We start from the raw sequence: 12,400 nt of genomic DNA, 5'->3' as shown, positions 1-12,400 counted from the left end.
GGCCGCGAGCGGCTCCTGAACGCTCGCCTTTCGGACAGTCGTTACTGAAGGAGATAAAACAATATGTCATCACTCTTTGCGACCTCACTGTCTTCACCGCCGACCGCGTCGCTCAATGTGGAGGTGCGCCCCGGCAAGCCGCCGCTGTTGCGGGTGGACGCCGCCGGGGATGCCAGCCGCTGGGTCGCCGAGCACCGCGACGCGCTGCGAGCCGCCGTCGTCGAACACGGTGCGCTGCTCGTGCGCGGCCTCGGCTTGCGCGACGTGGCCGGGATCGAAGCCGTCTTTCGGCGGCTAGGCAGCCCGATGATCGAGCGGGAGGCCTTCGCCACCCGGCAGCGCTACGCCGAGGGCCTCTATTCCTCGTCGAAGTGGCCGCCCAGCCAGCCCATGTGCATGCATCACGAACTCAGCTATGCGCTCGAATTCCCCTCCCTGATGCTGTTCGCCTGTCTCACGGCGCCATCCGCCGGCGGTGCGACCCCGGTGGCCGACGAGACGGCTGTGCTGCAAGCGCTGTCCGCCGAGCTGGTCGAACGCTTCGAGCGGCTAGGGTGGCTGCTGATCCGCAACTACAACGACGAGATCGGGGCCACGATCGCCGAGGCCTTCGGCAGCGACGACCGCCACGCCGTCGAGAGCTACTGCCGGGCGAAGGCGATCCGGTTCGAGTGGCAGCCCGACGGCGCCTTGCGCACCTGGCAGCGCCGCAGCGCCGTGGTGCGGCATCCGCATACCGGCCGGCGCTGCTGGTTCAACCAGGTTGCCTTCCTCAACCAGTGGACGATAGACCCGGAGGTGCGCGACTACCTCGTGGACGTCTACGGCGAGGACGGGTTGCCGTTCAATACCTTCTTTGGGAACGGCGACCCGATCGGCCCGGACATCGTGCAGTTGATCAACGAGACCTACACGGCGAATACCGTTGGCGATCCGTGGCAGGCCGGCGACATGATGCTGGTGGACAACATCCGCACCGCGCACGCCCGTGAGAGCTTCGAGGGGCTGCGCGAGGTATTGGTCGGCATGGCCGACGCGGTGAACGTGGCGGACTGCTCGCCGACGATCGAGGTGATGGGCGGTTGACCGCCCTCAAGGCAAAGGAGCTCGTCATGTCAGAAGGGAAATACGAGACCGTCATGCAGGACGAACAGGCGATATGGGAGCCCGTCGAGGGGCGGGGCGGACGATCGGACACGGGCACCGGGGCGAGGGTGGAGCGGGCCCGCGTCCTGGTCTGTGACGCTATCCCTGCCGTGGCCATCGAGCGGATGCGCGCGGGAGGGCTCCAGGTGGACGAGTGGATTGGCATCTCGTCTGCGGCGCTGGAGGATCAGATCGGCGATTACGATGCCGTCGTCGTCCGATCCGCTACCCGGCTCGGCGCACAGCAGATCGAGGCCGCACGGCGGCTACGGATGATCGTCCGCGCCGGGGTCGGCACCGACAACATCGATCTTGCCGCTGCCGCGTCCCGGAAGATCGCGGTACTCAATACACCCAAGGCCTCGACCGTCTCGGTGGCCGAACTGGCCATGGGCCTGCTTTTCGCCCTCGCGCGGCGCATTCCGCAGGCCGACGCCGCCTTGAAGTCGGGAAAATGGTCGAAGAAGGAGTTCTCCGACGGGATCGAGCTCATGGGCAAGACGCTCGGCATCATCGGGGTGGGCCGGATCGGGGGAACCTTGGGGCGCTGCGCCTCGGCCCTCGGCATGACCGTCGTCGGCGCCGACAAGGCCCCCGAACCGGCGGGCTGCTTCGAGGGACTCGAACTGCTCTCCCTCGAGGCGCTCCTGCCCCGGGCCGACTTCGTTTCGATTCACACCCCGCCAAGTGCGGACGGTCGCGCAGCGATCGGCTGGGAGGAAATCGCGCTGATGAAGGACGGCGTGCTGCTGATCAATTGCGCGCGCGGCGGCGTGGTGGACGAGGAGGCGCTCCTCGACGCCCTCGAATCGGGCAAGGTCCGCGGGGCCGCCCTCGACGTCTTCGCCGAGGAGCCGCCCACCGACATGCGGCTCACCCGTCATCCCCGTGTCGTCTGCACGCCCCACGTGGGGGGCTCGACACAGGAAGCCCAGGCTCGCATCGGCATGGAGATCGCCCAGATCCTGCTGGAGCGGCTGTAGCGGGCGGCGGCCCGACGCCGGAGTCCGGAATGTTTCCCCCACCGCCCCACGAAGTGCATGTCTGGTGCGCCGACCTGGATGTTCCGCCCGGAACGTCGGCGCACCTCTACGCGACGCTCTCTGTCGAGGAGCGCAAGCGAAGCGCACGTTTTCGCTTCCCGCGCGATCAACGGCGTTTTGTTGCCGCGCATGGCGTGCTGCGTGAACTCCTGGGACGCTATCTTCAGGTCCCGCCTGACCGAATCGGCTATGTGTACAACGCCTGCGGCAAGCCCGACCTCGGGCCGGAGTGGGGCGGCCGGCTTACCTTCAATCTCTCCCACTCGGCCGGCCTTGCCCTGATCGCCATCGCCGCCGGCGCCAACATCGGCGTCGATGTCGAATACCTCCGGGCGCAATCCGATTACGCGGACATCGCACAACTCTTCTTCTCGGCGGCTGAAGTCGACCAATTGAGTGGGCTCCCGGATCCGCTTTACGCCGACGCCTTTCTCGCGTGCTGGACAAAGAAGGAGGCTTGCCTGAAAGCCTGCGGCGACGGCCTCACCCAGCCGTTGGATGGTTTTTCCGTGCCGTTGACGACCGATCCGGCGCAGCCTCCTGCCGAGCTTTATATCGCTTCGGACGATAGCGCGCCGGCAAGGCCTTGGTCGCTCTATACGCTATTGCCAGCTCCGGGCTATATCGGGGCGCTGGCCATCGAGGGGAGCGGCTGGCGCTTGAGGCAATGGCGTTGGGAAATGGGTCAAGGCTGCGGTGCGGTAACTTAATTTTGACAATGCCATCAGCTCTCGCTGATCATCGGCGCTTTCAGGTGCCCGGCGCCGCAAGGCGCGGGGAGAATCGGGAAGGCGGTGCAATGCCGCCACGTGCCCAACGCTGTATGGAGGATGCTCCAGCAACAAGCCACTGGTGAACGCCGGGAAGGCGCTGGCAGCAGTTGAATCCGAGTCAGAAGACCGGCCTGAAAAATTCGCGCATTGCAAGGCCAGGCAAGGCGCCATCTTTTCACGCAAGGGGAATTGCTATGAAAATGGAACAAGCCAGTCAGGACATTCACGCCTTCACTGCCGATGATCGTGCAGCCGTCTATCAAACCATCTTTTCGCGCCGCGACGTGCGTGGCCAGTTTCTGCCCAAGGCCGTGCCGGACGAAGTGTTGAGCCGTATCATCACCGCGGCACACTACGCGCCTTCCGTCGGATTCATGCAACCGTGGAATTTTCTGGTGGTGCGGTCGGATGAGGTCAAGCGCAGGGTGCACGCCGCCTTTGCCGAAGCTCACGCCGAAGCGGCGGAGATGTTCGAAGATGACAAGCGAGCCACCTACAAGAAGCTCAAGCTCGAAGGCATCCTGGAGTCGCCCGTCGGCATCTGCATCACCTGCGACCGCAAGCGCACCGGCCCGGTAGTGGTGGGCCGCACACACATGATGACCATGGATCTCTACAGCAGCGTCTGCGCCGTGCAGAACCTCTGGCTGGCGGCGCGCGCCGAGGGATTGGGCGTGGGGTGGGTGAGCATTTTCAACCAGGCTGCATTGCAGGCGGCTCTCGGCATTCCCAAGGGCATCACCCCGATTGCTTATCTTTGCGTCGGCTATGTCAGCCACTTCTACAGCAAGCCGGAACTCGAGGCCGCGGGTTGGCTGCCACGTCTGCCCATTGAAGAGTTGGTGTATTTCGACCAGTGGGGGCACAGCGATAAGCAGCAACCCCTCATCCGGCAGTTGATGCGCGACCAGGCGGCAGCACAGGCAGCGGTAAATGCCACCGAGCGCCAGCCGGTAACCATGCCTGATCCTCTTTATTGAGTTCGAAGAACGAACCGTCCTTAAGTTAAACGAAGACCCGTTTACACAAAAATTCGGACACGCCCCAAAACAGCGCGGGCCTATTCCCGCGCCGTTTTGGACAGAGGCAGGGGCCTTGGCCAGCTCCCGGGGGCGGGATAGAAATACGCTTTATTTCAACAGCTTGTTTAGATGGCTTGCTTTATCAACAAAGTTGTCTGCAGCGATGTCGTTCTGTTCTGCTAAAAGTACCAGTTGGGCGAGAACAGCGCTGGACTTTATCTGTAGTTTGCGAAAAAGATTGGCCCGGTGGACTTCTACTGTTCGTGCGCTGATCCCCAGACAGCTTGCCGTTTCCGCTGCTGAAAGCCCTTCAGCGAGACATTTTGCCACTTGTGTTTCGCGCTCAGTAAGCAAAGCAAGGCTTTCCCGCGCCTTGGCTACCTTGGCTTGGCGTGCACGTTTGAAACGGGAGCTGGTGATAGCTGCACGGGCTTGCTCGATCAGAAGTTCGCTGCTCAACGGCTTCTCTATGAGGGTGAAAGCCCCTTCCTGCATGGCGCGAACAGCCACTTGAACATCTGCGTTGCCAGTATAGACGATGACTGGCAGATCGATTTGCCGCTGCTGCAAGCACTTCAGCAATTCGAGGCCGCCCACCTCAGGCATGCGTAAGTCGAGGATGAGACAGGATTCCTCGCAGGGCTTGTAGCCCTCCAGAAAGAGCTCGGCACTGGCAAAAGTCTCTACCTGGAAGCCGGCCGAGCGGAAGATTCTTTGTAAGGCATTTCTGAAAAAATCATCGTCATCGACGACAAAGACAGTCTGTCCATATTGCATTATTCCTCCTTTTGCTTGCATCCCTGGGTGTCTTAAGTGGAGATGTGCTGTAGAACATCGAATTCTTATTCATCAGTCTACTCAAATGCAACGAAATCAATGAGGTTTCTTGTCGTCGTTATCCTCAGATAAGTAATTTTACTTAGTCATCTATGGGAATTAACGAATTTTCTTTACCGGCATTACAACTTATGCTTTTCCATGGTTTGCCCAAATGGCATGCGATGCCGGGTTCTGAGCATAGATCGCCGCGGAGGACGATGTTGAAGCATCCCCGATGCGGACAACGTTTGGTCGGCCGAATGGTTTGCAAGTCTACTGATCCTGTCACTTGATGTGCATGTGAGGCGACTCAGTGACCGGTAATGAAGGATCGGCAATGGAAGCACTGACAATCAACTCGCCTACTCTGCTAGCCGCCGCATCATTGTCCGTCATGGCACTCAAAACAAGTGACCGCATGGCCATGACAACTTCTTCGATGGAGCATCACGCTGGGGGGGGCAACGAGCTGGTGTCACCCGAAACGGTGGTCACCGAAGGACATCTCGATGCTTCCATCTCATTGGCCAACGATTTGTTGAGAAGGCATTCGGTCGACCTGGTATTCGAAGTGCAGCGCTATCCGAATCAAGTCGTTGTCAGGCTGCGGGATACTGGCTCCGGTCAAATTTTAAAAGAATATTCCAGCCAGGCCATGCTCACGATGGTAGCTGCAATGAGCGTGGCGATCGGGGGATTGCTGCACGATGTTGCATGATTAATCTGTTGAACATGGCAAAAAATAATGACAAACGCATTTATCTGTTGGCCTTGTGACTGTGCCCGGCATGCTTTTGCTTCTTTTGTCAGGAACACGCCGAAGGACTGCCGATAGATGCTTGAAGGGCGCTTGAGACTCGTTCGCCTGGCAGGAACAACCCAGCCACTTCATGTTGTGTGGTTTACATTGACATAAGAACAAAGGGTTCATTTCTCGAGTCTGCTATGACTTCATCCTTGCATTTCAAGGTTCGTGAGAACCAAGACGACTCATCGGCGCTACCAGGTCCGGTGACGCAGCCTCTCTCGCGCTGGTTGCAATTGTCGTTGTTGGCGTTGGCCTATCTCGGCAGCGCGCAGCTCAGCCTGTATCTGGCTCCAACTTCTTATGCCACACCGCTATGGCCAGCCGCAGGTGTGGCCCTGTGCGGGCTGCTGGCATGGGGAGGTCGCTGCTGGCCGGCGGTGTGGCTGGGGGCTTTCGTTTCAGACCAGCTTAGCAGAGGTCTCCTACAAGGAAGTAGCACCTCTCTGTCCGTGATGGCTTTGTCGGCAGCATTGGCCACGGGGGCAGCACTACAGGCTGTTGTCGGGGCTCGATGGCTGCGGCCGGTAGCCAATTACGCTGAACCGCAGCAAGAGGAGCGCAATGTGCTCTTCAGTTTGCTCCTGGGTGGACCGTTGGCTTGCCTGATATCTGCCACGATTGGCATAGCGGCCTTGCATAGGTTTGCGCAACTGCCATCCGAGGCCCTGCTGGCAACCTGGGGCACCTGGTGGGCGGGCGATAGCCTCGGCGTACTCCTCGTCTTCCCACTCTTCTTGCCGCTATTGCCTGAGGTTCGCCAGCAATGGCGTAGCAGCATGCTGCAGCTTGCCGTGCCACCCTTTGTCACTTGCGCGCTGGCATTGGCCGGTTATGTCTGGCTCGGGCACGCCGAACGTGCAACGTGGAATGCGCTGCTCAGCGCCACGAGCGAGGACGCACGTGATTATTTGACGGCTCGCACTGCACAACAGCTGCAGCCGGTCCTGGCCATGAGTGACCTGTTCAATACCAGGGGAGAAGTAAGCCGGGAGGAGTTCGAGCGGTTTAGCCGACGGTCCCTGAACCTGTTTGATGGACTTCATGCCCTGGTGTGGGTGCCGAGGGTGCCGCAGGCAAACCGGCTAACCGTGGAAAAAGAAGCACGAAGCGCCGGCCTTGACGATTTCGTTTTCAGGCAGCGGGATCGCTATGGGCGCTTGCAGCCGGCCGGAGAGCGCAGCGAGTATTTCCCTTTCCTGTTTATTGCCACGTCATCGGGCAGGTCGGAAGCCTTTGGACTGGATGTCGGGGTGGAAGCTAGTAGCCTGGCAGCAATGAAGCGCGCGATGGACGGGGCTACGATAACGCTGGCCGACCGTGAAGCGTTTTATGACTCAAAGGACGTGGGTCGGCAAGACGACTGGCGGTTGTTCGTGCCGATCTACCGGCAGGGATTCGATGCCCGGACGGCTGGGGTAGAAGCCAGGCGTGCAGCCCTCAAGGGATTTGTCGTCGGTGTTTTCTATTTTAAGGAAATTTTCGCGGGCCTGGACGAGCATGCGGCTCGCGGGGCAGTGGCGTATCGATTGTCCCATCTCGAAGGCTCAAGTACGTCACTCCCTCTGTTCGACAATAGACCGCCTGCCTTGCGAGCCATGCCGGCGAACAGGACCAGCATCATCAGTGGCCTGGGTGGACGGTACCTGCTGCTCGAAGTGTGGTCCCTCGCCCCATGGCGGCTGGGACAGTCGGTGCCGGCGATGCTGTACTTGGCAGGTAGCGTGTTTGTCACGCTGTTCGTGCTGACCTTTGTATTGGTGGCCGCTGGACAGAACGTGCGCATTGCCCGGAAGGTCAACGAAGGCCGCGCACAGTTGCGTGCCAACGAGGCCTTGCTGCAGAGGGTGATGGAGGCCAGTCAGCAAGGCTATTGGGACTGGGATCTGCGCACGAACATGAGCGTTTACAGCGATCGCCGGTATACGATGCTGGGCTACGAGCCGGGTGAACTGACAGGCCGCTATGATGAGTGGCTTCAAATGGTTCATCCAGAAGATCGGGAGCGTGTAGAAGCGCAATTGAGCGATTACTTGGCTGGGCGAGTCGACAGTTACTCGGCCGAATATCGGATGCGAACCAAATCCGGCGAATGGCGCTGGATTCTGGATCACGGCAGTGTCACGGTGCGAGACGAGGATGGCCGGCCTCTCAACATGTCCGGCATATACGCAGACATCCATGACAGGAAGTTGGCGGAGATCGCCTTGCAGGCCAGCCAGGATCAGTTGAAAGAGCTGAACACGCATCTTGAAGCCATGGTGGCCCTGCGCACGGCGGCATTAAGTGAGAGCGAGCACTTCAGAGGGGCTGTCCTGGATGCCCTCTCTGCTCATATCGCCGTGATAGACGGTGATGGGTGCGTGCTCGCCACTAACCGGGCTTGGCGAGTGTTTGCCGCACAAAAAGGTACAAACGCCATTCGGGTTGGCGAAGGAGAGAACTATTTCACGGCTTGCGAGCAGGCAGGAGCCGAGGGCTCCTCCATCGCAGCGCTTATCCGGGATGTCATCTCCTGTGCGCGCATGGAGAGCTGTTTCGAATATGTCTGTCATACATCATCGCAGCCATTGTGGTTCCAGTGCTGGATCACGCGTTTTCCGGGGGATGGGCCGGTCCGTGTCGTGCTGGCACATGAAGACATCACTTCGCGCAAGCAGGCAGAACAGGCCAGTCACAATCTGGCGCGCCAGTTGAAAGCGACCTTGATGGCCATCCCCGACTTGCTCGTCGTACTGGATGAGAATGGGGTGTGCCAAAGTGTATGGGCCGGCAAGAAAGAGCTACTGAGCGCCGCACAGGCGAGATTTTTAGGGCGTTCGGTTTTCGATGTGTTGCCTCCGGATGCGGCGCAGGAGGTATTGGTCGCCTTGCAGGAAGCCGGCGCCAAGGGGTTGTCACAGGGCCGCGAAATCCAGTTGTCGCTGCCTCGGGGGCACCGCTGGTTTGAGCTGTCGGTTGCTCGCAAAGAGGTGGCAGCGGGGGCGCCAAGATGCTTCATCGTTTTATCGCGGGATATTACGCAGCGGAAGGATGACGAAGTAAAACTTCGCCGGCTCAACGAGGAATTGGAAGGCAAGGTTACCAGCCGCACTGCGGACCTGGAGCGCGCGCGCCAAGAGGCCGAGCAGGCCAATCAGGCCAAGTCCGCTTTCCTGGCCATGATGAGCCACGAGATCCGAACTCCCATGAATGGCGTGATCGGGATGATAGATGTCTTGCAGCAGACCAACCTGAAGGGGCAGCAGCAGGAGATGGTCGAGCTCATCCGCGACTCGGCATTTTCCCTGCTCGGCATCATCGAAGACATCCTCGATTTTTCCAAGATCGAGGCAGGCAAGCTGGAACTCGAGACCGTTCCCATGACCATTGCCAACGTGGTGGACGATGTCTGTTCCTTGCTTGATCACCTCGCAGACAAAGCCGGCATCGAGCTGACCCTGTTTACCGATCCGGGACTGCCGGAACATGTTCTGGGTGACCCTCTTCGCCTGCGCCAAGTGCTGATCAATTTGGCCAATAATGCGATCAAGTTCTCGACGGGCCTGGAGAGGGCCGGAAAGGTGTCGGTCCGGGCAGTGCTGGTAGCAAGCGGCCGCGATCAGGTGGAGGTGGAAATTCGCGTCGCCGACAACGGCATCGGCATGGATGAAACAGCCCAGGCGCGTCTCTTCCACGCCTTCTCTCAAGCCGATGCTTCCACCACCCGGCGCTTCGGCGGTACGGGGCTTGGATTGGCCATCTGCTATCAGCTGGTTCAGTTGATGGGCGGGCAGATAGCGGTCGAAAGCGAAGTCGACAAGGGTTCGCTGTTTACTGTGCGCCTTCCTTTTGCGCTTGGCCAGGATGAATCCAAAGACAAGAACGAGGACGAATGCTTCATTGGTTTGCCCTGTCTCGTCATCGGTGGGGGCGAGGGGTTGGCCGGTGATCTGGCTGTCTATCTGGAATCGGCCGGTGCCATTGTCACGTGCGCGCCTGACCTTCCCAGTTCAAAGCTGGCATTCGAAGCGTGGACGTCCGGTCCATCGATCTGGGTCATCGATGCCGGGAACGAACCACTAGCGCTTGACCGGTTGCGCGCGAGCGGCGGCACCAAGCCGGGGCTCGATGTCCGTTTCGTTGTCATCGAACGTGGCCGGAGACGGCGTCCACGGGCTGAGGCCGCCGATCTGGTTACCGTGGACGGCAACGTGCTCACCCGCCGAACCTTTTTGAGCGCGGTGGCGCTGGCCGCCGGACGAGGCGGGCAGGATGTGTCTGCGCCTTCTTCTTTCGTCCAGCCCAAGGTGGCGCCGAGGTTGGCGTCCAGGGAGGAGGCGCGCCGGCATGGGCGCTTGATCCTGGTCGCCGAGGATAACGAGACCAACCAGAAAGTGATCCTGCATCAGCTCGCCTTGCTCGGCTATACCGCCGATGTCGCCGGCAATGGGCGTGCCGCATTGGAGCGTTGGCAAAGTGGTGACTATGCGCTGCTCTTGACCGATTTGCACATGCCGGAAATGGATGGTTATCAACTTACCGCGACAATCCGGCGTATGGAACAAGGAGCCCGGCCTATTCCCATCATCGCCCTGACGGCGAATACCAGACAGGGTGTCAAGCGACACGAGGATTTGACCCCCTGGCGACATCTGGAATTGACCCCCAGGGTTAATCAACTAGTTGATGTAATCGGTTCGGCCGTCGCCTTCTGCAGCAGGCCGCTCCGTCGTTTGTCGCGTAGCCGGTAACTATCTCCCCGGATCGTGACCACCTGGCTGTGATGCAGCAGCCGATCCAGGATGGCCGTTGCCGCCACTGCGTCACCAAACACTTGGCCCCATTCCCCCACCGGGCGGTTGCTGGTGATCAGTAGGCTTGCCCGCTCATAGCGCCGCGAGACCAGCTGGAAGAACAGGTGCGCTGCCGCCGGTTCCAGCGGCAGGTAGCCCAATTCATCGACGATCAGCAGCTTGGGTTTCGATAGCTGCAACAGCTTCTCCTCCAAGCGCCCATCGGCATGCGCCTTCGTCAGTCAGCCATCAGAGACGCAGCAGAACTGAACAGCACCGTGTAACCCCGCTCTACCGCCTCACGCCCGAGTGCTACCGCCAAATGCGTCTTGCCGACTCCGGGCGGTCCCAGCAGCAACAACGCTTGACCGTGGCCAATCCAGCGCCCGGTGGCCAAATCCCGGACCTGGCCGGGATCAATCGACGGCTGCGCATCGAAGTCGAAGCCCTCCAGCGTGCGTACACAGGGGAATCGAGCCAGCTTCATCCCCATCTGGATGCGTCGCGTATCGCGCCGGGCCACCTCTCGCTCGGCCAGGAACAGCAGCGCTTCGCGCAGTGTCATTTGGGCACGGCTCGCTTCGTCCAGCAGGCTATCCAGCTGATCCCGGATCGCCGTCAAGTGCAGCCGGGTCAACAGTTCTTCCAGTCGGTCGGGTTCGATCATCACCAGCCCCCTCCGACCAATTCCTCATACTCTGCCAGCGGGCGCAGCAAAGCGCCGCCGTGTGGCGGGACCGGCTCGGATAGCGGCGGCACGACCCCAAGCAGATGGGCGCGGTCAATTTGCCGTCCGCGACTGCCGGCCAACTCGGCGTGATGCGCTACTTCCTGGCCGGCGTAATGGACCGTCACCGTGCCTGCTCGTACAGCGACCGTGACCATCTCGCCGATCAGCCGCCAGGGCACGCTGTAGGCATTAGTATCGAGCTCGACACAGCCTTCGGCATTGACGCGACGGATCAGCTCCCGCACTTGCAGGAACGGCACTATGCCGGCAACAGGACGCAGATGCGGACGTTCGCCGTCGAACCGCTCCTTGGGCGCCATGCCGGTCGTCCCGTGGATGCGGGTATCGGCCACCTCCCGCTGCCAGCGGGTCAAGTGAGCCTCCAATGCGGCCCAGCTCTCGAATGTGTAACCGGCGATAGCATTCTTCTTCACATAGCCAACGCCGTTCTCGGTCTTGCCCTTGGTGCGCGCACGGAACGGCGCGCAGGCCTTCACGCGCACATCCCAATGCCGGCAGAACGCCTCGAAGCGGCTGTTGAAGCGGACCTGCCGGGTCTGCATGTCGTGCTCGACCACGAGGGCCTTGGCGTTATCGATCAGCAGAGTCTGCACCCGTCCACCGAAGTGCTCGAACGCCGCTTCGATACCGCCAAACCAAGCACTCTGCCGTTCGTGACGGAATGGGCAAACAAAGCCACGGCGCGAGTAGCCAAGCGTCGCCACGAACAGGTACACACGCACCAGTTCGCCACCGATCTGGATGCGCACTTGGCCGAAGTCGATCTGCATCTGCTCGCCAGGAGCAGTCTCGAACCGGATCGTCGCTCGCCGGCTGGCTTCAAGCTCCTGCCGATATGGCCGGCAGGCGCGTTCAACGGTGCGCAGGCTGGTGGCAATACCGTGTTCCTTAGCCAGTAGCTGACGCACCACGTCGCAGTTGCCCTTGTGCGTTAGAAACTGCTCACGTAGCCAGGCCTCGTGCCCGGTGAGCACGCCGCTGCGTTGCGGCTGCTGGTATGGCACCGGGCCGCCGGCACGCAAATAGTGCCGCACGGTATTTCGGGCGATTCCCAGCGTCTTGGCAATCCGCTTCGCCCCCCAGCCGGATTGCCCCAGTCGAACGATTGCCGTTACTGCTTCCGGCTCCAACATCTCCCGTACTCCACAAACCTCACGGGGTACAGGATGACTCGCTGAATACTGCGTTTCCAACGACTGCCTCCTTGCAAACAAGGGGGTCAGTTCTTCGTGTCGCTAGGGGGTCAATTTACGATGTCGCCTGACA

At 60.6% G+C, this 12,400-nt stretch carries 10 protein-coding genes and 1 riboswitch; of the genes, 6 read left to right on the top strand and 4 right to left on the bottom strand.

Annotation, left to right across the window (positions count from 1 at the left end):
- Positions 1-63: 63 nt before the first annotated feature.
- The 4 genes from PSEMAI1_RS0111670 to bluB all read left to right on the top strand — a co-directional run bounded on the left by PSEMAI1_RS0111670 (position 64) and on the right by bluB (position 3,942).
- Complete coding sequence (locus tag PSEMAI1_RS0111670) at positions 64-1,086, top strand: TauD/TfdA family dioxygenase (protein ID WP_029770673.1); 1,023 nt, start codon at positions 64-66, stop codon at positions 1,084-1,086.
- Positions 1,087-1,112: 26 nt separating this feature from the next.
- Complete coding sequence (locus PSEMAI1_RS0111665; protein WP_024303048.1) at positions 1,113-2,129, top strand: hydroxyacid dehydrogenase; 1,017 nt, start codon at positions 1,113-1,115, stop codon at positions 2,127-2,129.
- Between the two features lie 29 nt (positions 2,130-2,158).
- Positions 2,159-2,899, top strand: a complete 741-nt coding sequence (locus tag PSEMAI1_RS0111660; protein ID WP_024303047.1) for a 4'-phosphopantetheinyl transferase superfamily protein — start codon at positions 2,159-2,161, stop codon at positions 2,897-2,899.
- Between the two features lie 25 nt (positions 2,900-2,924).
- Positions 2,925-3,112, top strand: a riboswitch (cobalamin riboswitch).
- Between the two features lie 44 nt (positions 3,113-3,156).
- Positions 3,157-3,942, top strand: a complete 786-nt coding sequence (gene bluB, locus PSEMAI1_RS0111655; RefSeq protein WP_051460216.1) for a 5,6-dimethylbenzimidazole synthase — start codon at positions 3,157-3,159, stop codon at positions 3,940-3,942.
- A 150-nt stretch (positions 3,943-4,092) separates the two neighbouring features.
- Here bluB and PSEMAI1_RS0111650 read toward each other — a convergent pair whose 3' ends face one another.
- Positions 4,093-4,761, bottom strand: coding sequence for a response regulator transcription factor (locus PSEMAI1_RS0111650; RefSeq protein WP_024303045.1), 669 nt, complete (start codon positions 4,759-4,761; stop codon positions 4,093-4,095).
- Positions 4,762-5,140: 379 nt separating this feature from the next.
- Between PSEMAI1_RS0111650 and PSEMAI1_RS0111645 the strand changes: the two genes are divergently transcribed.
- Complete coding sequence (locus PSEMAI1_RS0111645) at positions 5,141-5,521, top strand: flagellar protein FlaG (RefSeq protein ID WP_024303044.1); 381 nt, start codon at positions 5,141-5,143, stop codon at positions 5,519-5,521.
- Positions 5,522-5,748: 227 nt separating this feature from the next.
- Positions 5,749-10,341, top strand: a complete 4,593-nt coding sequence (locus PSEMAI1_RS20905; RefSeq protein ID WP_084612685.1) for a CHASE domain-containing protein — start codon at positions 5,749-5,751, stop codon at positions 10,339-10,341.
- Here the strand turns inward: PSEMAI1_RS20905 and PSEMAI1_RS22420 are convergent.
- The 3 genes from PSEMAI1_RS22420 to istA are packed head-to-tail and all read right to left on the bottom strand — an operon-like array spanning position 10,266 to position 12,267.
- Positions 10,266-10,583: an ATP-binding protein gene (locus tag PSEMAI1_RS22420; RefSeq protein ID WP_304412733.1), complete on the bottom strand. Its 318-nt coding sequence runs from the start codon at positions 10,581-10,583 to the stop codon at positions 10,266-10,268. The genes PSEMAI1_RS20905 and PSEMAI1_RS22420 overlap by 76 nt on opposite strands.
- Before the next feature lie 38 nt (positions 10,584-10,621).
- Positions 10,622-11,050 carry an ATP-binding protein gene (locus PSEMAI1_RS22415; RefSeq protein WP_304412732.1) on the bottom strand — a complete coding sequence of 143 codons (429 nt, stop codon included), beginning with the start codon at positions 11,048-11,050 and terminating at the stop codon, positions 10,622-10,624.
- The gene (gene istA, locus PSEMAI1_RS0111630) at positions 11,050-12,267 is read right to left on the bottom strand and encodes an IS21 family transposase (RefSeq protein WP_029770402.1); all 1,218 of its coding nucleotides are present in this window, start codon (positions 12,265-12,267) and stop codon (positions 11,050-11,052) included. The genes PSEMAI1_RS22415 and istA overlap by 1 nt, the downstream gene beginning before the upstream one ends.
- Positions 12,268-12,400 lie beyond the last annotated feature (133 nt).

Origin of the sequence: Pseudogulbenkiania sp. MAI-1 (assembly GCF_000527175.1) — a bacterium.
In the GTDB taxonomy this organism is placed as follows: Bacteria; Pseudomonadota; Gammaproteobacteria; order Burkholderiales; family Chromobacteriaceae; genus Pseudogulbenkiania.
This window is presented reverse-complemented; position numbering and strand designations above follow the sequence as displayed.

Excerpts from the sequence above, each read along its gene's own strand:
- PSEMAI1_RS22415 (WP_304412732.1), bottom strand. The coding sequence starts at position 11,050 with ATGATCGAACCCGACCGACTGGAAGAACTGTTGACCCGGCTGCACTTG.
- PSEMAI1_RS20905 (WP_084612685.1), top strand. The coding sequence starts at position 5,749 with ATGACTTCATCCTTGCATTTCAAGGTTCGTGAGAACCAAGACGACTCA.
- istA (WP_029770402.1), bottom strand. The coding sequence starts at position 12,267 with ATGTTGGAGCCGGAAGCAGTAACGGCAATCGTTCGACTGGGGCAATCC.
- PSEMAI1_RS0111670 (WP_029770673.1), top strand. The coding sequence starts at position 64 with ATGTCATCACTCTTTGCGACCTCACTGTCTTCACCGCCGACCGCGTCG.
- bluB (WP_051460216.1), top strand. The coding sequence starts at position 3,157 with ATGAAAATGGAACAAGCCAGTCAGGACATTCACGCCTTCACTGCCGAT.
- PSEMAI1_RS0111660 (WP_024303047.1), top strand. The coding sequence starts at position 2,159 with ATGTTTCCCCCACCGCCCCACGAAGTGCATGTCTGGTGCGCCGACCTG.
- PSEMAI1_RS0111645 (WP_024303044.1), top strand. The coding sequence starts at position 5,141 with ATGGAAGCACTGACAATCAACTCGCCTACTCTGCTAGCCGCCGCATCA.
- PSEMAI1_RS0111650 (WP_024303045.1), bottom strand. The coding sequence starts at position 4,761 with ATGCAATATGGACAGACTGTCTTTGTCGTCGATGACGATGATTTTTTC.
- PSEMAI1_RS0111665 (WP_024303048.1), top strand. The coding sequence starts at position 1,113 with ATGTCAGAAGGGAAATACGAGACCGTCATGCAGGACGAACAGGCGATA.